At 38.6% G+C, this 21,414-nt stretch carries 20 protein-coding genes; 10 read left to right on the top strand and 10 right to left on the bottom strand.

Going from position 1 to position 21,414, the window contains the following annotated elements; translation table 11 throughout:
- Positions 1–102: 102 nt before the first annotated feature.
- Genes I597_RS02060 through I597_RS02050 form a run of 3 tightly spaced genes read left to right on the top strand, consistent with a single transcriptional unit; the run spans position 103 to position 2,948 of the window.
- Positions 103–867, top strand: coding sequence for an exodeoxyribonuclease III (locus tag I597_RS02060; RefSeq protein WP_035325918.1), 765 nt, complete (start codon positions 103–105; stop codon positions 865–867).
- A 38-nt stretch (positions 868–905) separates the two neighbouring features.
- Positions 906–1,886, top strand: coding sequence for an OmpA/MotB family protein (locus tag I597_RS02055; RefSeq protein ID WP_035325917.1), 981 nt, complete (start codon positions 906–908; stop codon positions 1,884–1,886).
- 27 nt (positions 1,887–1,913) lie between these two features.
- The gene (locus tag I597_RS02050; protein WP_035325915.1) at positions 1,914–2,948 is read left to right on the top strand and encodes an NADP(H)-dependent aldo-keto reductase; all 1,035 of its coding nucleotides are present in this window, start codon (positions 1,914–1,916) and stop codon (positions 2,946–2,948) included.
- 71 nt (positions 2,949–3,019) lie between these two features.
- Here the strand turns inward: I597_RS02050 and radA are convergent, their stop codons facing one another.
- From radA to panC, 6 genes are all read right to left on the bottom strand, one after another.
- A complete protein-coding gene (gene radA / locus I597_RS02045; protein ID WP_035325914.1) occupies positions 3,020–4,390 on the bottom strand; it encodes a DNA repair protein RadA in 1,371 nt (456 codons plus the stop codon).
- A gap of 131 nt (positions 4,391–4,521) precedes the next feature.
- The gene (locus I597_RS02040; RefSeq protein ID WP_035325912.1) at positions 4,522–5,955 is read right to left on the bottom strand and encodes a LuxR C-terminal-related transcriptional regulator; all 1,434 of its coding nucleotides are present in this window, start codon (positions 5,953–5,955) and stop codon (positions 4,522–4,524) included.
- A 240-nt stretch (positions 5,956–6,195) separates the two neighbouring features.
- Positions 6,196–7,341: an alpha/beta hydrolase gene (locus I597_RS02035; RefSeq protein ID WP_035325911.1), complete on the bottom strand. Its 1,146-nt coding sequence runs from the start codon at positions 7,339–7,341 to the stop codon at positions 6,196–6,198.
- 45 nt (positions 7,342–7,386) lie between these two features.
- Positions 7,387–8,343: a lysylphosphatidylglycerol synthase transmembrane domain-containing protein gene (locus I597_RS02030; protein ID WP_035325909.1), complete on the bottom strand. Its 957-nt coding sequence runs from the start codon at positions 8,341–8,343 to the stop codon at positions 7,387–7,389.
- Positions 8,344–8,346: 3 nt separating this feature from the next.
- Positions 8,347–8,697: an aspartate 1-decarboxylase gene (gene panD, locus I597_RS02025; RefSeq protein WP_035325908.1), complete on the bottom strand. Its 351-nt coding sequence runs from the start codon at positions 8,695–8,697 to the stop codon at positions 8,347–8,349.
- Between the two features lie 24 nt (positions 8,698–8,721).
- The gene (gene panC, locus I597_RS02020; protein WP_035325906.1) at positions 8,722–9,570 is read right to left on the bottom strand and encodes a pantoate--beta-alanine ligase; all 849 of its coding nucleotides are present in this window, start codon (positions 9,568–9,570) and stop codon (positions 8,722–8,724) included.
- A 109-nt stretch (positions 9,571–9,679) separates the two neighbouring features.
- Here panC and I597_RS02015 point away from each other — a divergent pair, with 109 nt between their 5' ends.
- The 5 genes from I597_RS02015 (at position 9,680) to I597_RS01995 (ending at position 16,271) form a co-directional block, all read left to right on the top strand.
- The gene (locus I597_RS02015) at positions 9,680–10,492 is read left to right on the top strand and encodes a glycogen/starch synthase (RefSeq protein WP_035325905.1); all 813 of its coding nucleotides are present in this window, start codon (positions 9,680–9,682) and stop codon (positions 10,490–10,492) included.
- Between the two features lie 9 nt (positions 10,493–10,501).
- On the top strand, positions 10,502–12,280 hold the full coding sequence (locus tag I597_RS02010; protein WP_035325904.1) for a DUF4270 domain-containing protein: 1,779 nt from the start codon (positions 10,502–10,504) through the stop codon (positions 12,278–12,280).
- A 12-nt stretch (positions 12,281–12,292) separates the two neighbouring features.
- Positions 12,293–14,140, top strand: coding sequence for a glutamine--fructose-6-phosphate transaminase (isomerizing) (gene glmS / locus I597_RS02005; RefSeq protein ID WP_035325902.1), 1,848 nt, complete (start codon positions 12,293–12,295; stop codon positions 14,138–14,140).
- A 295-nt stretch (positions 14,141–14,435) separates the two neighbouring features.
- Positions 14,436–15,944: a F0F1 ATP synthase subunit beta gene (gene atpD, locus I597_RS02000; protein ID WP_035325901.1), complete on the top strand. Its 1,509-nt coding sequence runs from the start codon at positions 14,436–14,438 to the stop codon at positions 15,942–15,944.
- A gap of 48 nt (positions 15,945–15,992) precedes the next feature.
- Positions 15,993–16,271: a F0F1 ATP synthase subunit delta/epsilon gene (locus I597_RS01995; protein WP_035325900.1), complete on the top strand. Its 279-nt coding sequence runs from the start codon at positions 15,993–15,995 to the stop codon at positions 16,269–16,271.
- Positions 16,272–16,356: 85 nt separating this feature from the next.
- Here the strand turns inward: I597_RS01995 and I597_RS01990 are convergent, their stop codons facing one another.
- The 4 genes from I597_RS01990 to I597_RS01975 form a co-directional block, all read right to left on the bottom strand.
- On the bottom strand, positions 16,357–16,560 hold the full coding sequence (locus I597_RS01990; RefSeq protein ID WP_035325898.1) for a helix-turn-helix domain-containing protein: 204 nt from the start codon (positions 16,558–16,560) through the stop codon (positions 16,357–16,359).
- 3 nt (positions 16,561–16,563) lie between these two features.
- On the bottom strand, positions 16,564–17,040 hold the full coding sequence (locus tag I597_RS01985) for a DUF2975 domain-containing protein (protein WP_035325897.1): 477 nt from the start codon (positions 17,038–17,040) through the stop codon (positions 16,564–16,566).
- Between the two features lie 9 nt (positions 17,041–17,049).
- Positions 17,050–17,523: a DUF2975 domain-containing protein gene (locus I597_RS01980; RefSeq protein WP_035325895.1), complete on the bottom strand. Its 474-nt coding sequence runs from the start codon at positions 17,521–17,523 to the stop codon at positions 17,050–17,052.
- A gap of 153 nt (positions 17,524–17,676) precedes the next feature.
- Positions 17,677–19,449, bottom strand: a complete 1,773-nt coding sequence (locus I597_RS01975) for a M61 family metallopeptidase (RefSeq protein WP_035325894.1) — start codon at positions 19,447–19,449, stop codon at positions 17,677–17,679.
- Positions 19,450–19,579: 130 nt separating this feature from the next.
- On the opposite strand from I597_RS01975, the gene I597_RS01970 reads away from it, so the two are divergent.
- Together I597_RS01970 and bioD are read left to right on the top strand one after the other, a co-directional pair.
- Positions 19,580–20,719 (top strand): aminotransferase class I/II-fold pyridoxal phosphate-dependent enzyme, encoded by a 1,140-nt coding sequence (locus I597_RS01970; protein ID WP_236626639.1) that lies wholly within the window; start codon positions 19,580–19,582, stop codon positions 20,717–20,719.
- A gap of 54 nt (positions 20,720–20,773) precedes the next feature.
- The gene (gene bioD, locus I597_RS01965; RefSeq protein ID WP_035325891.1) at positions 20,774–21,406 is read left to right on the top strand and encodes a dethiobiotin synthase; all 633 of its coding nucleotides are present in this window, start codon (positions 20,774–20,776) and stop codon (positions 21,404–21,406) included.
- The last annotated feature ends 8 nt before the right edge of the window (positions 21,407–21,414 follow it).

Here is a 21,414-nt window from a genome sequence, read left to right as displayed (position 1 = left end):
TACTAGGCTTAATAGTGCCTACTCGTAAAGGTAAACTTTATAAGGTTTTTAAGAGGAGTGAAAAAACCTAATTTATAACTTAGCACTTTAATAAAGCAACGTATGAAAATAGTATCTTATAATGTAAACGGAATTCGTGCTGCCTTGCGCAAAGATTTTGCACTCTGGCTTAAGCAAACAGATCCAGATGTGGTCTTGTTACAAGAAACTAAAGCTACACCAGATCAAGTAGATGTTGCCGTTTTTGAAGAACTGGGATACGAGCACTACTGGTTTAGTGCGCAAAAGAAAGGATATAGTGGAGTAGCCGTACTTACTAAAAAGACACCAAAGCATATAGAATATGGTACTGGTATCGCCTCTATGGATTTTGAGGGGCGCAACATACGTGTAGATTTTGATGACGTGTCTGTGATGAGTATGTACCTGCCTTCTGGTACTAATAGTGCCCGTCTTGAGCACAAGCTGGAGTATATGGATTTACTACAAGATTACGTAAATGAGCTCAAGCAAGATAAACCTAATCTTGTGATAGGTGGAGATTATAATATTTGTCACGAGGCTATAGATATACACGACCCAGTGCGTAATAAGAAGGTAAGTGGATTTTTACCTGTAGAGCGCGAGTGGATAGGTAATTTTATGGAGAGCGGTTTTGTAGATTCTTTTCGTCATCTTAATAAAGAACCAGATAACTATACCTGGTGGAGTTATAGAGCAAATGCTAGGGCAAACAATAAGGGCTGGCGTATAGATTATAATATGGTGAGTGAACCTCTTAAAGATAAAATATCACGGGCAATCATACTCTCTGATGCAAAACATAGTGATCACTGCCCTCATATGGTAGAGCTTGACTTATCATAAAGATCACTAAATTTTACACAAAAAAATAAAGTTATAAAATGAAAAAAATACTGATATGCCTTCTGGCTTTGAGTGCGCTAGTATCTTGTGTACCTGCAAAAAAGTTTAAAGATCTTGAGGCAAAATATAGCCGCCTTAGAAAAGATAACCGCAATATGTCTAAGGAGCTCTCCGAAGCAAAAGCTGCTCTCGAAAAAACTAAAGAAGAGCGTGATCTTGCTCTAGTAGACCTTGATGCACTATCTAATAAATACAATGAGGTAAGTGGAGAATATGATGCTGCAAAGGCAAATCTTGCACAATTACAAGATAGCTATAATGCCCTAGAGACTAACAGCAGTGCCTCAATAGCAGAAAACTCAAAGAAGAACAGACAACTGCTCGCAGAACTAGAATCAAAACAAAATGACCTTGCCGAAAAAACAGCAGCTCTTGAAGCAGAGCGTAAGCGACTAGAGCGATTACAAAAAGATCTGGCAGATAGGTCTGCGAGAGTAGATGAGCTAGAAGGTCTTATTGCGGCAAAAGATGCAAAAATGCGAGGTCTTAAAGATGCGATATCTAAAGCGCTCACAGATTTTGAAGGTAAAGGCCTTACTGTAGAGCAACGAGATGGGAAAGTATATGTCTCACTTGAAAACAAACTGCTTTTTGACTCAGGTAGCTGGACTGTGGGTACAAATGGAACAAAGGCAGTAAAGCAACTAGGTAGTGTACTTGCAGATAACCCAGAGATTGCCGTGCTTATAGAAGGACACACAGATAATGTGCCTTATGGAGGAAGTGGTAACCTACAGGGTAACTGGGACCTTAGTGCAAAGAGAGCAACATCTATTGTAAACATACTGCGCCAGAATAAAAGAATAGATCCCAAAAATCTTACAGCAGCAGGTAGAGGAGAATATGCTCCAGTAGCCGAAAATGACACGCCAGAAAATAAAGCCAAAAACAGAAGAATAGAAGTAATCCTTACACCAAAACTTGATGAGGTAAAGGCTTTGTTACAAGAGATAGATTAATAGTAAGCTAGTTTTAAGACACAACAAATGCAATACAATAAAATACCGCATACAGATATAGAAGTATCAAAAATATGTCTAGGCTCTATGACGTGGGGACGTCAAAATACCGAGGCAGAAGGACACGAGCAAATGAGCTATGCGCTTGATAATGGAGTAAACTTCATTGATACTGCAGAGATGTATAGTGTCCCTTTCAAACCCGAAAATCAAGGGTCTACAGAGACTATTATAGGGACTTGGCTTGCAAAAAATAAGAATCGTGATAAGATTGTGCTGGCATCAAAAATTACGGGTCCTAGTCCTACTTTTAAGCCTATAAGAGATAACCTAGGTTTTTCAAAAGAAGCTCTTGAAGATGCTTTACACAAGAGTTTAAAAAGACTACAAACAGATTACCTAGATATTTATCAATTACACTGGCCTGAGCGCAATACAAACTACTTTGGACAACGAGGATACAAGCACGACAGTAGCGAGCAGTGGGAAGATAATATTGCAACCATTTTAGAAAGTCTCGACACCTATGTAAAGCAGGGTAAAATCAGGCACATAGGTCTATCAAACGAAGGGCCGTTTGGGACAATGCGATTTATGGAAGAAGCTCGTAAAGGAGCACCTAGAGCCGTAACGGTACAAAACCCATATAGCTTACTTAATCGCACAGACGAGGTAGGTCTTACAGAGGTGTTACATAGAGAAGGTATAGGCTTACTACCATACTCACCTCTTGGTTTTGGACAACTTACAGGTAAATACCTTGATGGTTATCCAGAAGATGCGCGTGTAACTTTGTTTCCTAACTACAGTCGTTATCATAATGATAACTCATTTGAGGCTACAAGACGTTATAAAGCAATTGCAGATAGTCACGGTTTAAGCCTTACACAAATGGCGCTTGCCTTTGTAAACGATAGGCCATTTGTTACGGCAAATATTATAGGAGCTACCAGTATGAAACAACTTAAAGAAAACATAGGAAGTGCATCTGTTTCCCTTTCTGAAGAGGTTCTTAAGGCTATAGATGAGGTACACGAGGTGATACCAAACCCTGCACCATAAGTCTATTGTACATATTATTAAGAAGCGCTACCCTAGGGTGGCGTTTTTTTTACGCTTTCGCGAAAGCGTAATTACCCAAATAAGTGTCTCACTACATCGTGCACCTTAGCCACTTTTATCACATTTATACGATACGCATTATCTGGTATTTTGCAATATTTTGAAATAATAATACTGGTAAAGCCTAACTTTTCTGCTTCAAGAATGCGTTGTTCTATGCGGTTTACGGGTCTTACCTCGCCTGCTAGCCCAATCTCTGCAGCAAAGCACATTGCTTTATCTACAGGGATGTCTACATTACTTGATAATACGGCTGCTACCACGGCAAGATCTATTGCAGGGTCATCTACAGAGATGCCTCCTGTCACGTTAAGAAACACGTCTTTTGCACCTAGTTTGAACCCAGCTCGTTTTTCAAGTACGGCTAGAAGCATATTGAGCCTCTTTACATTATAGCCCGTAGAGCTACGTTGTGGTGTTCCATATACTGCGGTGCTCACAAGTGCTTGTATCTCTATCATAAGGGGGCGCATTCCTTCCATTGTGGTGGCAATGGCTGTACCGCTTAATTCCTCATCATTTTTTGATATGAGTATCTCGCTAGGGTTACTTACCTCCCTAAGGCCTGAGCCTTGCATCTCATAAATACCAAGCTCGCTGGTACTCCCAAATCTGTTTTTGTGTGCTCTAAGTATGCGATACACGTGGTTGCGATCTCCCTCAAACTGTAGTACGGTATCTACCATATGCTCCAGTATCTTTGGGCCAGCTATATTACCATCTTTTGTGATGTGACCTATAAGAATCACTGGCGTTGCTGTCTCTTTTGCAAAGCGTATAAGCTCTGATGTGGTTTCTCGTATTTGAGAAATACTGCCTGCTGTACTCTCTATATGATCTGAGTGTAGTGTTTGTATGGAGTCTATAATCACGATATCTGGCTGTACCTCCTCTACGTGTCTAAAGATGTTTTGGGTTTTTGTCTCAGTGAGAATATAGCATTGATCACTTTCTGGATGTATGCGCTCTGCCCGCATTTTTATTTGTTGCTGGCTTTCTTCACCAGAAACATATAGTGTTTTATAAGGTAGAGCAAGACTTATTTGTAACAGCAGTGTACTCTTCCCTATGCCTGGTTCTCCACCTAAGAGTGTAAGCGATCCTGGTACAAGCCCACCTCCCAGCACACGGTTAAGCTCGCCGTTTTTTGTATTCATACGCGCTTCAGAGGCGGTAGAGATATCTGCTACTTTAAGTGGCTTGCTTGTTCTTGTAAGTCCTGAAACTTTGGTAGTGCTGCTTTTCCAATCTTTCTTGTCGGCTTTTTGTACTACTTCCTCTACGATGGTGTTCCATTGTTTACAGGCGTTGCATTGCCCCTGCCATTTGGCATATTGGGTCCCGCAGTTTTGACAGAAAAAGGTGGTTTTAATTTTGGCCATTGAGAGAAAAGCTTTTGGCTAAATTAGGAAATCATTTGATGTAATACTGGTGATGCGACACTAAGATATACACAAGATGGTGGGTAAGGTTTTAGAGGGTGTAAGTACGCTTTCGCGAAAGCGTAAACATATTAGGTTACCTTCTCTATTACTTCTGACCTATTAGACACATCTAGTTTTGTATAAATATTACTGGTGTGAAATTTTACTGTGGCTATAGAGATGTGTAACGCTTCTCCTATTTGTTTATTTGTGTAGCCTTTAGATAGCTCTAAGAGTACTTCGGTCTCGCGCTTAGAAAGATTGTGACTTGTACTTATTTGATCTACACTCTCTTGGAGTGTTTGCTCTTTTGAGGAGGCTACATTTTGTAACTCTCTTACGTAGTGCTCTAGCTGGTTACGTATGTCGTGGTTTTCTCTTTTTATAAATTTAAAGCGATATAATAGTGCTGTGCCTAGAATGAGCATTTCTATAATACCACCAAATTTTACTTGATTTGAAGTAATCTCAATAAATTGATACCCCGTTACTCGCAGTGCAAAGTGGCCTATGGAAGAAAACAGTAGTATAAGGTATGCTATTACAAGTATATAGGCATAACTGTATTTTGTAGCGATATACCAGCATAATAACCAGCAGCCTATAAGTAGAGAAGACATCAAATAACCAGCAGATCTAAAAAGATAGAAATTATCAAGTAACAAGCTCCCTATATAGAGTCCTGCAGCTATAAATAGAGCGATATAAAACCACTTTTTTATGTGTGGCATTACAGAGTTTATTCTTAAAAATGTAAAACTGAATAAGGCAGCTGTGACACCACATAGCCAGTGTAAAAGCATCTCTATAAAGTCATAATATTTAATAATCCCCGGAAAGAAATAGGAGAAAAAGCCATCATCATAAAAGATGCTTGCAGAGGTGGCAAACAGAAAATAAACATAATATAAATATACCTTCTCATTAAAGGTGAAATACATAAATAGATTCAAGATGATTACCAGAAGGGCAAACCCAAAATAACTACCAGAAAAGGCAAGCGTAGATATATTGTTGCGCTGGTATGTGATATTATCTACAACGGTAAGAGGGAAGTAAGCCTCGTGCCAGAAAAAAGTCTGTATATAAAATGTGTTTTCTCCCTTGTTAAATTTTGCAGGGACACTGGTAAGCCTCTCAAGTTCTGGTTTTTCTATAATATGAATGTCATTTCCAGAAGTGCCTAGGTATTTTATAGAATCATTTGAGTGTTGAAACAGAGAGAAACTTTTAATGTGTATAGAAGGTACTTTGAAGTGGTAAACACCCTCTTCACTTTCTTTAAGATCTAGCGTAATTTTAAACCAGTACCATCCGTTTTCGCTTCCCCAGTTTAGGTCTTTTTCATCTATGGGCTTAAACTCTTCTTTGAGTAGTGTGCTACTAGATATTTTATTTTCTACGTCTCTTATAAATTCAAATGAAGTTACCGTTAGGTCATCTGCTACTTTTTGGGAGTGAGCAGCAAGGGTGGAAATAAATACAAGAAGTATAAATGATATTTTTTGTTGTAGGTTGTTCAAATCAAGGGGCTTGTTAGTAATGGTTACTTTTTTTGTAAAAAAGTGGGGTTTTTGTACAAAAGACAGTGGTTTAGGTAAAAACTATACCTAAAGTATAGGTCGATAATTTGTGTTTTTTAAGATTTTTAGGGTATACATTTCATTTGAGGGACTGAAGTGTATGTGTAAAAAAAAAGCTATTCATTAATAGTGGGTAGCTTTTTATTTTTTTCGCGAAAGCGTTATTATTTTTTACACTACTTAGTATCCGAAATCCTCTTTTATTTTATCAGCTCGATCAAGCATAAGATCTTTAGTAAGAAAAGAAACTTCTTCTAATAGGTATGCATTTTGATAAGTGCGCATCGCTTTCTTAGGTTCCCCAGCCTTTTCAAGAGATAAAGCTAGGTAGTAATTACCTAGCATAGTCTCTGGATATTGTTTTCTAGCTAGTTGCCCCAGGTTTGCAAGCCCCGTCCAGTCTCCTTTCTTTTCTAAGGCTGTTGCAGTCGCAACATAATCATTGATTCGTATAGGGTCATCTAGGCCAAAGAGGTCTTTTACAGTAGTGTATTTATCTATTAAATAGTCATACGGAGCGTCGCTTTTGAGTAAGCGTTCTTTGTATTCTGTCTTGCTTATAGGTCTATACACAGAAAACATTTGCTCTAATGCCTTTGGTATAGCTCTACCCACAAGAGAATAATGGGTTGCTCCTTCAAAATTATCAAAATTGTATTGCAAGCTTTCATTCTTAACTTGTTTAATCTGGCTGTCTAGCTGGATAATAGAGTTGCGTAGGGCTCCTATATCTTCGGTTCCAGTAGCTAAGTAATAAAAGAGTTTTTGATCGATAGCTCCTAACCTAGCAGTAAGTCGTTCTTCCATTTGAGGAGCGATGTCTGGGCTAAGAGATATATATCCTTGAAAGAGTGCTGGATCTTTCATAAGGTAATAGTTCATAAAATTTGCTGTGAGATCGTGGCCTACTGCAATTCTAAAAGTACTTGTTCTATAATTTTTATCTAGGTAAGGCATTAACTCTAGGCCTACAAATTCAAAAAACGAAGCACCTGTGTCTGATGGTAAGTTGCTTACCTCGTCATAATAGGTATCATCATTGCGACTTTCTACTTGATTAATGCCCACAACTATTACTTGAGGCATTTCTTCCCAGTAGCTATAGTAATCTACATTACCAGCGACAGGCTCAAAAAGGTAATCACCATCCATAACAATGATAATAGGGTAGGTTTTATCTACATTACCCTCATAATTACGAGGTAGTTGTATTTTAAGCTGTCTCGTCTCTCCTAGAATATCTGAGGAAAGCTCTTTATAGTCTATTTGTGCAAATAGCGGTAGGCTTAAAAAACTGATAATGAGTGTGAAAAAACGTAATTTCATTTGGGGCTTGTTTTAGATTACTAAGCCCTAATGTAGTAAAAAAAATCAGCCTTTATTAAATATGAGTACTATTAAGGCACAAATACCTCCTACTACCACGTTAAAAATAGTTTGAGTACCCCAGAGTAACCATCCAAAAATGATCCCTCCTTCATAACCAAAGAAGCTAAAAATTGCACCCATTGCTATAGGGTAAACACCCATACCAGCATTAGTCGCGCTCATAGCAAAAGCTCCTATTACAAAAGATGCAAGAATTACTCCTAGTGGTGCGCTTGCAATGCCGGGTACTGTAAATTTCATTACCCAAAACATTCCTATATACATAAACCATATGAAGAGCGTGTGAAAAATAAAAGCACCATTATGCTTCATCTTAAGTATGCTTTTGATGCCATCCAAAAGCCCAAGACCAAAATCTCTTATCTTTTTAATAAATGAGTGAGAGGAAGTTTTAAGTAATCTTAACCCTATGATACCCGTCGCAATCCCGACAATGAGAAGTATAATAAAACCAATAGGATTTGCATTATCTCTAAAATAAGAAACAAGAGCAGTAGACTGTAAAACCACAGCAGTTGCCATAACTAGTAAAAGTACAATTAAGTCTGCAATGCGCTCTGCTACAATAGTTCCAAAGGCTTTTTCAAACGGTATGTTGTCTGTGCGTGAGATGGCAACTCCCCTTAATACTTCTCCAGATCGTATAATAAATGTATTTGCAAAGTAACCTATGAGAATTGCCATAAAGCTCGAACTAAATCTAGGCTTGTAGCCCAGAGGTTCTAGCAAAAATTTCCAGCGATAAGCTCTTGAAAGATGACTAAATAAACCAAAAAGTAATGAGATAATTATCCATATCGGGTCTACTGTTTTTATAGCCTCCCACATATCGCTGCGCTCTGCACCACTCATTTTACTAAGTTGATACCAGACCAAAAAAACTCCCACGAGTGGGAGTATAATTTTAAGCGCAAGGCTTGTATGTTTTTTTGTAGACAAGGCTTACTTAAGTAAGTTAGTCTCTTCGTTAGGAAAACAAAGCGTAGGTTTAAATTCCTTAGCTTCGTCTAGCTCCATAAATGCATAGGTGATAAGGATAAGGATGTCTCCCTTTGCAACCTTACGAGCAGCTGCGCCATTAAGAGTGATCTCACCGCTGTTACGTGGTCCCGGTATTGCATACGTTTCAAGGCGTTCACCGTTAGTTACATTTACGATTTGAACTCGTTCTCCTTCTATAATTTTTGAGGCATCCATAAGATCTTCATCTATAGTGATACTTCCTATATAGTGTAGTTCTGCACCCGTTACTTTAACGCGGTGTATTTTTGATTTTACAACATTTACTAGCATAGTGCAAAGGTAATAATAAGGTGTTTAATTTAAGGCGATGTTATCTATAAGTCTCACCTCGCCAGCATAAACGGCAAGGAAAGCGCGATATTGTTGATTTTTACGCTTTCGCGAAAGCGTACGAAGATTTTTGATATTTACAATCTCAAAATACTCCAGCTCTAGTCCATCTTTTTCTTTGTAGATAGACTCGATATATCCTTTCAATTCTCGTGCCGAAAGTGAGTCAAAATTATTTTTGGCATATAAAAGAGATTCATAAATAAAAGGTGCAATTTCAAGTTGATGCTCTGTAAGCCTAGCATTGCGACTGCTCATAGCAAGACCATCTTCTTGGCGATGTATGGGGCAACCTATAATTTCTAAATCAAGATTTTCTATATCAACGAGCTTGCGCACAATGGTGAGTTGCTGGAAATCTTTTTCGCCAAAATATGCCTTATGAGGATTAACTTGTCTAAAAAGAATATTTAAAACGGTACCTACACCATCAAAATGTCCTGGGCGATGCTCGCCTTCCATTACGGTTTCTAAATGGCCAAAATCATAACCTTTTGAGGATACATTATTGCCATAGATTTCTTCTGGTGAAGGATTGTAAACAGCGACTTTAGACCCGTAGTGAGATAAGAATGCGAGATCCTTTTCTATTGTTCTGGGATACTTTTCTAAATCTGTAACGTTATTAAACTGCGTGGGGTTTACAAAAATACTTACCACAATAAGGGCACAGTCTTTGAGTGCATAGTCTATTAGTGAGGCGTGCCCCCTGTGCAATGCACCCATTGTGGGTACAAAACCTACGGTTTTACCTTGCGCTTTTGCTTGACTGACGATTTTAGAAATCTGATTATGAGCTGTGATTGCTTGCACTTTACCAAAATTTTAACGGGGTGCAAACTTACTAATATTAACCCTAAGTGCGTAAAAATTCGTACTTTTGCGTGTTTTTTGAATAGAATAACAACCTAATTTTACATATATGAAAGATAAGAGGATATTGTACGTGTCATCTGAAGTGATTCCTTATCTACCAGAGACCGAGATTGCCTCTATGTCGTTTGAAGCTCCTCAAATGGTTAATTCCAAGGGAGGGCAAATACGCATATTTATGCCTCGCTACGGCAATATTAATGAGCGCAGGCACCAGCTACACGAAGTGATTAGGCTATCAGGAATGAATCTTGTGATCAATGATTTTGATATGCCACTTATAATCAAAGTTGCATCTATACCTAAAGAACGTATTCAGGTTTACTTTATAGATAACGAAGAATATTTTAAGCGCAAAGCTACGTTTACGGATGAAGATGGAAATCTTTTTCCTGATAATGACGAGCGCGCTATTTTCTTTGCAAAAGGAGTGGTCGAGACGGTTAAGAAATTAAACTGGGCGCCAGATATTATACACGTTCAAGGGTGGCTAGCATCACTGTTGCCTTTATACTTAAAGCAATATTATGCCAGCGAGCCACTTTTTACGCAAAGTAAGATTGTGACATCTGTATATAATCAAGGTTTTGAAGGTTCATTAAATAGTGAGTTGCTCAACAAAGTTGCTTTTGATGGAGTAGATCCGGAGACTATAAAAGAGCTTGAGGATCCTACTTACGAGAACCTAATGAAGGTGACCATTAGAAATAGTGATGCAGCCATTGTGGGGTCTCAAGACTTAAACGAAAACTTGCTTAAAATTTTAAATACGACCAAAATCCCTGTTCTGCCGTATAAGAAGAAAGAGGAGTTTCCTCAGGCATACGAAGATTTTTACACTACCCAAGTTTTAGAAGAATAGATAGTTGCTATGAAGTTGAACAAATTATTTAAGCAAGCACTTGCAGTAGTGGGCCTTGCGTTATTGATTATATCTTGTGAGGATGAGTTTGGTTCTATAGGGACAGACATTGTAGGGCAAGTAAATTTTGAAACAGAGGTAGCTCAAGATTTTGATATTGCAGCATATAGCCGCAACTATGCAGATGCATCTGGTTTTAATGGAGTGCAGACTAATGGCGCTCAGATTGGTGTTGTAGGCTATTATAACGACCCTACTTATGGGTCTACGACTAGTAACTTCCTTTCACAAGTTGCTTTGTCTCGTACTAATCCGGATTTTGGAGATAATACCGTAGATAACCCTACTGTAATTGATTCAGTAGTATTTTCACTAGCATACTTTGCTACTAATGAAGGTACAGATGATGATGGGGCTTCTACGTATACAATAGATTCTATATTTGGAAATACACCTGGACAGATGAAATTATCTGTATATAGGTCTAATTTCTTTCTAAATAGCTTAGATCCAAATTCAGATTTTGAAGATGCCGCATTATATTTTTCTAATGAGATTGGAGATTTTGCTGGTGTAGAGGGAGATTTGCTATTTGAAGTAAGGGATATTAACAGTGCTGGGGAGTTGGAAGAAGGTTTTGTGCCAAGTGCAGAGGAGCTTGTTCTTACAGAGCCAGTTCTTGACGATGATGGAAACATACCAGAAGATCCAGAGTTTGAAGTTTCTGACAGGTTGAGCCCAAGAATTAGAATGGCTTATGATAATACAACAACAACAGGTGCAGAGGTTATTGCTTACTGGCAAGAAGCTATTATTAATCAAGAAGACACAGGAGTTCTACTTAATAGCAATACATTCAACGATTATTTTAGAGGTCTTTATTTTAAAGCCGAGCCTATAGATGATAAGGGTAGTACTATTCTATTTAACCTAACAGGGGTAGATGTAACCATATATTATAGCTTTGAAGGAGATGATGACTCAGGCGAACCAGGAGAATCTACAGATGATGGTGTAGGGGATATATCACTCTCTTTAAGTGGTGTACGTGCTATTGGGTATACAAACGATTTTGGAATTAGCCCAATAGGCACAACAACCTTTAATGATAACCAGAATACGGTAGATGGTGAAGAAAATTTATATCTGAAAGGTGGTGATGGTTCTATCGCGCTTATAGATTTATTTGGAGCAGATGCAGATGCAGATGGTATTGCAGACCAACTCGAAGCTTTGCGTTCTTGTAATATCCTAATAAATGAGGCAAACTTAACTTTTTATGTAGATCAAGAAGATCTTAATGATGCAGGAGCTGGCCAGTTAGAGCCAGAGCGTGTTTTTATTTATGATTATGATAATAATAGTACACTTTTAGATGCTGCCATAGATGTAACTACAGGAACAAATGGTCCTGTTGATACGCGCGTAAATCATTTGGGAAGACTTACTAGAGAAGTTGAAGATGATTTAGATAGTGATGGTGTAAGCTATAAAGTTAGAGTGACTCAGCATATCAATAATATTATCCAAAATGATTCTACAAATGTACGTCTCGCGCTAGCGGTTTCTCAAAATGTAACTGTTGAAAACACTGCACTTATTGGAGGTACGGGTGATTCAGAAGATGGGCAAAGAATTCCATTGTCTTCTGTTATCTCTCCAGAAGGAACGATATTGCACGGTAGTGCGAGTCCAAACGAAGAAAAGCGTTTGAGATTAAGAATTTTTTACACATTAACAGAAGAAATAGATCCTACTAGCCCTTGCGGTATAGCATTAGGACTTTAAAATATATTAAATATGTGCGGAATAGTCGGATATATAGGTCATAGAGAAGCTTATCCTGTAGTTGTTCAAGGTCTAGAAAGGCTTGAATACAGAGGTTATGATAGTGCAGGTATAGCACTATATGATGGAACTGACGTTAAGTTTTCTAAAACAAAAGGAAAAGTCGCAGATTTACGAGCTAAGCTCGAAGCTGATATCACTACAACTGGTGGTATAGGGATAGGTCATACAAGATGGGCCACTCACGGAGTGCCTAACGATGTGAACTCTCACCCTCACTTTTCAAATTCTGGAGATTTAGTAATAATACATAATGGTATTATTGAAAATTACGATCCATTACGTCAAGAACTTATTAAGCGTGGCTATACTTTTGAGTCTGATACTGATACAGAGGTCCTTGTTAACTTAATAGAGGATGTCAAGAAAAACGAAGGTGTAAAGCTTGGTAAAGCTGTGCAGATAGCGCTTAATCAAACTATAGGTGCCTATGCAATAGCTGTGTTTGATAAAACGAAGCCAGACGAGATTGTTGTGGCAAGATTAGGTAGTCCGCTGGCGATTGGTGTGGGAGAAGATGAGTTCTTCATAGCATCAGATGCGACTCCTTTTATTGAGTATACAAAGAAAACCATCTATCTTAAAGATGGTGAAATGGCGGTAATACGCAACCATAAAAAATTAAAAGTACGTAAGATTAAAGATGACTCTTTAGTTGATCCGTATATAGAGGAGCTTCAACTTAATCTTGAGCAAATAGAAAAAGGTGGCTATGATCACTTTATGCTTAAGGAAATTTATGAGCAGCCTCAAGCTATTAAAGATACCTTCCGTGGGCGTATGCTTGTAAAAGAAGGTATAATTAAAATGGCAGGTATTGATGATAATATCGAGAAGTTTAAAAACGCTCGCCGTATTATCATTATTGCCTGTGGTACTTCTTGGCACGCAGGTCTAGTGGCGGAGTATATTTTTGAAGAATTTGCTCGCGTTCCTGTGGAGGTTGAGTATGCATCAGAGTTTAGATATCGTAATCCTGTTGTCTTTAAAGATGATGTAGTAATTGCTATCTCACAAAGTGGAGAAACAGCAGATACAATGGCGGCTATTAAACTTGCAAAAAAGCAGGGAGCATTTGTATTTGGTATTTGCAACGTAGTAGGCTCATCTATATCTAGAATTACAGATGCTGGAGCATACACACACGCAGGTCCAGAAATTGGGGTTGCATCTACAAAGGCGTTTACAACACAGATTACCATACTTACGCTTATCGCACTTAGGCTAGCGCAAGCTACAGGTAAGATGGCAGACTCAGAGTTTAGAAGTTACCTTCAAGAACTAGAGAGAATACCTGGAAAGGTAGAGAAAGCTCTTAAGTGTAATGATCAAGCCGAGCTCGTAGCAGCGCAATATAAAGATGCGCCTAATGCACTTTACCTAGGTCGTGGATACAACTTCCCAGTAGCGCTAGAAGGAGCATTAAAGCTCAAAGAAATCTCATACATACACGCAGAGGGATACCCAGCTGCAGAGATGAAGCACGGGCCTATCGCCCTTATTGATGAGATGATGCCAGTTTTTGTAATCGCTATGAGAAAAGGGCATTATGAGAAAGTGGTAAGTAATATTGAAGAGATTAAAGCACGTAGTGGTAAAATTATAGGTATTGTTACAGAAGGTGATACAGAGGTAAAACGCCTTGCAGATCACATTATTGAGATACCAGAAACACTTGAGCCACTCACACCTATACTTGCAACCATACCGCTGCAGTTACTTTCTTATCACATCGCTTTGATGCTTGATAAAAACGTAGACCAGCCACGTAACCTTGCAAAGTCTGTTACGGTAGAGTAGGTAGTAAATAATTAGAATTTTTTAGAAGGATATTTTGAACTTGAGTTTAAAATATCCTTTTTTTATACACTACATTTTTGCTGAGCTAAATAGTTTTTGGCATAGAAATTATCACGGGTAATAACCGTAACCCCTAGTTTTTAGTACGCTTTCGCGAAAGCGTAATCACCACTAAAAAAAGCACTTCAAAAACTTACACTTTACACTTTTGCATAAAAAATTAAACAGTATCTTTGCACGACGAAAAACGACAAGTTTTTCGCTATTATTTTGCTAAACATTAATATAGAGACTAATGTCACAAGTTACAGGTAAAGTTGCACAAATTATAGGCCCAGTAGTAGATGTCGCTTTTGAGAGCGGAGCTGAGTTACCTAAAATTTACGATTCACTAGAAGTTACAAACTCAAACGGAACAAAATTAGTTCTTGAAGTACAGTCACACATTGGAGAGAATACAGTACGTACAATCTCAATGGACTCTACAGACGGATTAAGCCGTGGAGTGGATGCTGTTGCAACAGGATCTGCTATACAAATGCCTATTGGGGCAGATATTTATGGTCGTCTATTTAATGTAATAGGTGATGCTATTGATGGTATGGATGATCTTCCTAAAACTGGAGATGCAGGTTTACCTATACACCGTAGCGCACCAAAATTTGAAGACCTATCAACATCTACAGAAGTACTTTTTACAGGTATTAAAGTAATCGACCTTATTGAGCCTTATGCAAAAGGAGGTAAGATTGGATTATTTGGAGGAGCAGGAGTAGGTAAAACAGTACTTATCCAGGAGTTGATTAACAATATTGCAAAAGGTCACGGTGGTCTTTCTGTATTTGCAGGAGTAGGAGAGCGTACACGTGAAGGAAATGACCTTTTAAGAGAGATGCTTGAGTCTGGTATTATCAAATACGGAGATGACTTTATGCACTCTATGGAAGAAGGTGGATGGGATCTTTCTAAAGTAGATAAAACTGCGATGAGAGACTCAAAAGCAACTTTCGTATTCGGACAAATGAACGAACCACCAGGAGCACGTGCACGTGTGGCACTTTCTGGACTTACGATAGCTGAGTATTTCCGTGATGGAGCAGGAGAAGGACAAGGAAAAGATGTACTTTTCTTCGTAGATAACATCTTCCGTTTTACTCAAGCAGGATCAGAAGTATCTGCACTTCTTGGACGTATGCCATCTGCCGTAGGTTACCAGCCTACACTAGCAACAGAGATGGGTGCGATGCAAGAGCGTATTACTTCTACAAAGAGAGGATCTATTACATCTGTACAAGCGGTTTACGTACCTGCAGATGACCTTACCGATCCAGCACCAGCAACAACCTTTGCTCACCTTGATGCAACTACAGTGCTTTCACGTAAGATTGCAGAGCTTGGTATTTACCCAGCGGTAGATCCACTAGACTCTACATCACGTATCCTTACTGCAGATATCTTAGGTAATGAGCACTATGAGTGTGCACAAAACGTAAAAGAGCTTTTACAGCGTTATAAAGAACTTCAAGATATTATTGCCATCTTAGGTATGGAAGAATTATCTGAAGAAGATAAAATGGCAGTAGGACGTGCACGTCGTGTACAACGTTTCCTTTCTCAACCATTCCACGTAGCAGAGCAGTTTACAGGTATCCCAGGAGTACTGGTAGATATTAAAGAAACTATCAAAGGATTTAATATGATTATGGACGGAGAGTTAGATCACCTTCCAGAAGCAGCATTTAACCTTAAAGGAACTATCGAAGAGGCAATCGAAGCAGGAGAAAAAATGCTTCAAGAGGCTTAAGAGATTTTTAATTACGCTTTCGCGAAAGCGTACTATAAATTATAAACTATGCATTTAGAAATTGTAACTCCAGAGGCATCTCTAGTAAGCGGTGAAGTATCATCGGTTACCGTACCAGGTGTTAATGGTGAATACCAAATGTTAGATAATCACGCAGCAACTGTTTCTTTACTAGTAGCAGGTACTGTAAAATTTGAAGGAAATCCTACGATAGCCGATGGTCAAGAAGGTAAATTTACCAAAACACCAGACGGTAAGTGGTCACTTGTAATTGCTAGTGGTACTGTAGAGATGAACAACAATAAAGTGATTGTGCTAGCAGATTAAAGCGCATTTACATACATCATTAAAAGCCCAAATTCTTATGAGAATTTGGGCTTTTTTATTGTTTGGGAAATAGATTTTAGAGCTTCTATGAAGAATACTCCAGTATATCGCCAGGTTGACACTCTAAGGCCTTACAGATGGCCTCAAGCGTAGAGAAACGCACTGCCTTTGCCTTACCAGATTTGAGTATAGAAAGGTTTGCTGTGGTGATGCCTATGATTTCTGCGAGTTCTTTGCTCTTCATCTCACGATCTGCAAGCACCTTGTCTAAGTTTATCGTTATAGGCATAGGTTATATAGTTAGATCGTTTTCAGATTTGAGGATGTGTGCATCCTTTAATACCGTAGTGATTGTTATGATGGCGAGTCCTAATATGATAGTGTAGCTATTCTCAAAGGCATTAATAACCATTTGAGGAGCTATATTACTGCTTACTTCATCAAAATAGCTCATTAGGTATAGTCTCCAGCAAAGAGAAATAACACCATATACGATAAAAGCAACAGCTCCAAAATTGAGCACCTTGATACTTCTCAAATTAAAGTATCCATATTGTATCATAAACCACAGTCCCTTAGCGACAAGCAAGTGAGCGGCGCATAAGACGATGATAGTTGCTACATATGTTATGATGAGTAAATGACCTTCACCATCTGCGTTGAGAAGATCATCTAAGGAGTTATAAAAAGTGATGTTGAAGATGACCTTAGCTAGGTTTAAAATAAGTAAACCTACAATTACGCCCAGAAGTAGTTTTATGTTTTTCATAATAGAAAATTATATAGTTAAATCGTTTTCAGATTTGAGTTGGTAGCCCGTTCGAGCCATATCTGCTATGATAAGGACTATGAAGCCAAGTAGTCCTACTAGCAATCCTATTAAAATATTGTTTAGTAGTACTCCTCTCAGGTTACCTACAAAGAACCGTATGCCGTCAAGAATGGCAGAAATAGTTCCAACAATTAAAAAAATATAACCTGCATATTTCATATGCTTTTTAGAAATAGTTGTAAAAAACCCCTTCTTTAAAATTTCATAAATACACTTAAGGCAAATGATGAGGCCTGCACAAATGGATATAATCAATAACTTATCTATGAAGTAATCAAATTCACCAAAGATTATTTCACTTTTTCTAGCATCTACTATTAATTGATAATTATCTAATAGAATAATACTCTGTATAATTCCTAAGGTGTAGCCAAAAAGTAGTAGTGCAATTATGCCAAATAATATTTTAAGTTTATTCATCAGATTTATTTAAATAGTTTTCATTTAATTATCGTTTTACAATAACAAATATATAAAAATTATTGAAGAACAATAATTTTATTCAAAAATCACACATAAAAAATCCCCAGCACTAAAAATAGTGCTGGGGATATAACCTTTAAGGATGGCCCTTTACTTTTCTTGTAGCCAGTATTTTTTGAGCTTACGAGCTTTTTTATCTGCCTTTTCATCGGTGGTGATGGTGTAGGTAGGATCTGCGCTTACTGTTAGGTTTGTGGTTGCGTCGCTATCAAAACGTTTATAGCTCACTGCAATCGTTTGACCTACTGTGAGCTTTTTAACTAGCGCATTATAGGCATCTACAGTCGTTATCGCTGCTCCATCTACTGCAGTTATAAGATCTCCTTTATTAAGCTTTGCAGCATATGCAGGCGAGCCTTTTGAAGTTGGGCTAGCAATACGTAATCCGCTTTCAGAGGCGTTTACACGTAGTCCTAGATAAGGTTTGTTTTTGTCTTGTGTTATTGTAAGTCCCGCATTTGATAGTAGGTTTTGATAATCTGGCATCTGACTATCATAAATGTATTGAGAGAAGAACGCTTTCGCGAAAGCGTCACCCGCATACCCAGAGAGTACATTTTCAAGATCTTGAATACTGTATGAGACCTCCTTTTTTCCAAACTGATTCCACACTGCTTTAAAATAGTCATCTAGATTAAGTCCTTGCTGGCGCAGTGAGAGGTCAAGCGCTAGACCCAGCACACTTCCATAAGAGTAGTATGAGATAAAGGTGTTGTTTCTATTTACAGGATCTACAGAGGTCGCGGCATCTACAAAAGGTGCCTGGTAGCTCATCTCAATCGGGTTAAAATAATCGCGGGCAGGTGAGTTCCATACATAGTTGAACGTTCGGTTGAGTCCTTTTACATAATCTTCACTGGTGATAACGCCTGTGCGAGCAAGAATTAAGTTAGTGTAGTAGCTTGTAAAACCTTCGGCAAACCATAGGGATCCACTCATATTTGCTGCAGTAAAGTCAAAGGGCTCGAGATCTGCTGGGCGTATGCGCTCCACATTCCACGAGTGAAAAAACTCGTGAGAAACCGTTCCTATATTGCCTTCCATACCACCAGCTGCTAGCGATTCTCTATCGGTAAGAATCGTACTGTTGCGGTGTTCCATTCCATCACCAGATACGTGAGGAGCGTAACAGGCAAGGAAGGTGTACTCGCCAAAATCATAGGCAGGCAACTCTCCAAACACTTCTTTTTGTGCAAGAACAATGGCTTTTACCTTTTTCCAATACGTATCAAAATCTTGTGCGCTGTCATCACTATGTAATGCAAAACGTATGTTTTGACCATCTACCATAAACTCTCGCAACTGGTAATCACTTACCTCGGTAGGGCTGTCAAAAAAGTATTGTAAATCTGGTGCTGTAAATGTTGTTTGTGAGACTTTTTTGAGTTGGCTAGCAACTTTCCAGTTTAAGTCTCTCCTTACATTAAAGTCTATCTTGATAGGGCGATGCTCTTCTCCCTCCATAAACATAAATGTAGCAGGCATATTGAGGTGTGCGTGTGACTCATCTATTTGTGAGTACGTACCATCTGCCCTATTTGCAAAGAGTGTGTAGGATACGTTTATTTCTCCATCGTGATTTTTAATCTCCCAAGAGTAGGGATCTGGTCTGGTTGCCTCTAGTACTTCTCCTTTACTGTTTGTTGCCTTAAAGTCAAATACATTTTTTGCAAACTCGTGTATGGCATAACGTCCCGGAGATGATCTACTCATACGTACGGTAACGGTTTTCTGTTTAAGTTCTGGGAAGGTAATCGCAATGCTAGCCTCGTGATGTACGGCATTCTCAAAGGAGATGCTATACTCATTAGTTTGAGCGATACAAAAGGAACTTAAGAGTAATGCAATAAGAAGTAATCTCATAAAGGAAAGTTTAGATTTTAAAAGTAAGAAACTAACGGCACTTCTATCCCTACAAAATGTCACATTGGTGAAGTATCTTTACCATATGTTACCAAAAAAATTACAGAAAAAACTAGATGCTCGAAAAGCTATGCAAGCACTACGAGCACTCAGGCCTGCGGCAAATCTCGTGGACTTCTCGTCCAACGATTATCTAGGTTTTTCTAGTGATAGTAACTTAGCCCAGAAAATTACAGCGCGTGCTCAAGCTATTTTGAAAGAAGAGCAGCTTATTGCAAATGGAGCCACAGGGAGCAGATTGCTGTCTGGTAATCACAAGCTATACGCTCGCACGGAGGAGAGGCTAGCAGATTTTCATAAAGCAGAGAGCGCACTTGTTTTTAATAGCGGCTATGATGCAAACGTAGGCTTTTTTCAGAGTGTGCCGCAGCGTGGGGATCTTATATTGTACGATGAGTATATACACGCGAGTATACGAGATGGCATACAGATGAGCCTAGCGAGAGGTTATAAGTTTAAGCATAATGATATCGCCAGTATAAAAGAGCTGGTCTCTAGATTGCGTGAGATACATCACCTAGATGATCAAGAAGGTGCCATCGAGCTATACCTTGTGACCGAGTCTGTTTTCTCAATGGATGGTGATACGCCAGACCTTCTTGCCATTGCAGACATCTGTATAAAATATGGCATACACCTCATTATAGATGAAGCACACGCAACCGCTGTGCTGGGACCTCAAGGCGCAGGACTTGTACAAGAACTACATCTAGAAGATAAAGTTTTTGCACGCATTGTCACCTTTGGTAAAGGGATAGGAGCTCACGGAGCCGCGATTTTAGGTAGTGAGGCTTTAAGGAGCTATCTAGTAAATTTTGCACGCTCTTTTATTTATACCACTGGGCTGCCTCCACATTCTCTTGCTGTTATTTTAAGTGCTTACGAGCAATTGTTAGAAAGCACAAATGAAGATGCGCCAGAGGTTGTGAACTTGTGCAAACTTATAACTCATTTTAAAGACGAAATACAGAGGCTAGCTCTAGATGAGCTCTTTATAGAGAGTAACTCTGCCATACATTGTGGTGTAATACGTGGTAATGATGCGGTAAAGACGCTTTCGCGAAAGCTAAAAGAAAACAACTTTAACGTTAAGCCTATTTTGTCACCAACAGTTCCAGAAGGTCAAGAGCGCCTGCGTATTTGCTTACACGCATATAACAGTAAAGATGAAGTTACTCAACTTCTAGAATTAATAAAAAGCCAATTATAGCAAGAAACAAGCTTAGTCATTAAAGAGCTTTGTTTAACTACAAAAGAATATAAGATGAAAGATAAACAAGCAACATATTTCATTACTGGGATTTCTACAGATGTGGGGAAGACGGTTGCCGCAGCCATCGTAACAGAAGCCCTACAAGCAGATTACTGGAAGCCCGTGCAGGCCGGAGATCTTGATAATAGTGATACTCATAAAGTCAAGCGATTAGTTAAAAGTGAAATATCGCAATATCACGATAACAGCTTTGCTTTAAATACACCTATGAGTCCGCACGCGGCAGCAGCTATAGATAATGTAACCGTTACCGTAGATAAAATCAAAAGACCAGAAACTACAAATTCGCTTGTAATTGAGGGTGCAGGCGGCTTACTAGTCCCTATAAATCAAACCGAAACCATTGCAGATGTAATAAGCCCTACAGATAAAGTGATTGTAGTATCGCGTCATTACCTAGGAAGTATCAATCACACACTGATGACTATTGAATTACTCAAGGCACGTAATCTTGAGATAGGTGGTATTATATTTTCTGGAGATGAGCATCCTACCACAGAGTCTATAATTAAGAAAATGAGTGGAGCAACCGTAATAGGTCGTATTGATGAAGAACCCTACTTTGATGAAAATGTTATTGCAGAGTATGCAGAGCGCTTTCGCGAAAGCGTAATAAACCTCTAGACTTTTTT

It is taken from the genome of Dokdonia donghaensis DSW-1 (assembly GCF_001653755.1).
Classification (GTDB): domain Bacteria; phylum Bacteroidota; class Bacteroidia; order Flavobacteriales; family Flavobacteriaceae; genus Dokdonia; species Dokdonia donghaensis.
The sequence above is the reverse complement of the archived record's forward strand: the minus strand, read 5'-3'. Positions and strand labels throughout refer to the sequence as shown.

Excerpts from the sequence above, each read along its gene's own strand:
- I597_RS02060 (WP_035325918.1), top strand. The coding sequence starts at position 103 with ATGAAAATAGTATCTTATAATGTAAACGGAATTCGTGCTGCCTTGCGC.
- I597_RS02055 (WP_035325917.1), top strand. The coding sequence starts at position 906 with ATGAAAAAAATACTGATATGCCTTCTGGCTTTGAGTGCGCTAGTATCT.
- I597_RS02050 (WP_035325915.1), top strand. The coding sequence starts at position 1,914 with ATGCAATACAATAAAATACCGCATACAGATATAGAAGTATCAAAAATA.
- radA (WP_035325914.1), bottom strand. The coding sequence starts at position 4,390 with ATGGCCAAAATTAAAACCACCTTTTTCTGTCAAAACTGCGGGACCCAA.
- I597_RS02035 (WP_035325911.1), bottom strand. The coding sequence starts at position 7,341 with ATGAAATTACGTTTTTTCACACTCATTATCAGTTTTTTAAGCCTACCG.
- panD (WP_035325908.1), bottom strand. The coding sequence starts at position 8,697 with ATGCTAGTAAATGTTGTAAAATCAAAAATACACCGCGTTAAAGTAACG.
- I597_RS02015 (WP_035325905.1), top strand. The coding sequence starts at position 9,680 with ATGAAAGATAAGAGGATATTGTACGTGTCATCTGAAGTGATTCCTTAT.
- I597_RS02010 (WP_035325904.1), top strand. The coding sequence starts at position 10,502 with ATGAAGTTGAACAAATTATTTAAGCAAGCACTTGCAGTAGTGGGCCTT.
- glmS (WP_035325902.1), top strand. The coding sequence starts at position 12,293 with ATGTGCGGAATAGTCGGATATATAGGTCATAGAGAAGCTTATCCTGTA.
- atpD (WP_035325901.1), top strand. The coding sequence starts at position 14,436 with ATGTCACAAGTTACAGGTAAAGTTGCACAAATTATAGGCCCAGTAGTA.
- I597_RS01995 (WP_035325900.1), top strand. The coding sequence starts at position 15,993 with ATGCATTTAGAAATTGTAACTCCAGAGGCATCTCTAGTAAGCGGTGAA.
- I597_RS01990 (WP_035325898.1), bottom strand. The coding sequence starts at position 16,560 with ATGCCTATAACGATAAACTTAGACAAGGTGCTTGCAGATCGTGAGATG.
- I597_RS01985 (WP_035325897.1), bottom strand. The coding sequence starts at position 17,040 with ATGAAAAACATAAAACTACTTCTGGGCGTAATTGTAGGTTTACTTATT.
- I597_RS01980 (WP_035325895.1), bottom strand. The coding sequence starts at position 17,523 with ATGAATAAACTTAAAATATTATTTGGCATAATTGCACTACTACTTTTT.
- I597_RS01975 (WP_035325894.1), bottom strand. The coding sequence starts at position 19,449 with ATGAGATTACTTCTTATTGCATTACTCTTAAGTTCCTTTTGTATCGCT.
- I597_RS01970 (WP_236626639.1), top strand. The coding sequence starts at position 19,580 with ATGCAAGCACTACGAGCACTCAGGCCTGCGGCAAATCTCGTGGACTTC.
- bioD (WP_035325891.1), top strand. The coding sequence starts at position 20,774 with ATGAAAGATAAACAAGCAACATATTTCATTACTGGGATTTCTACAGAT.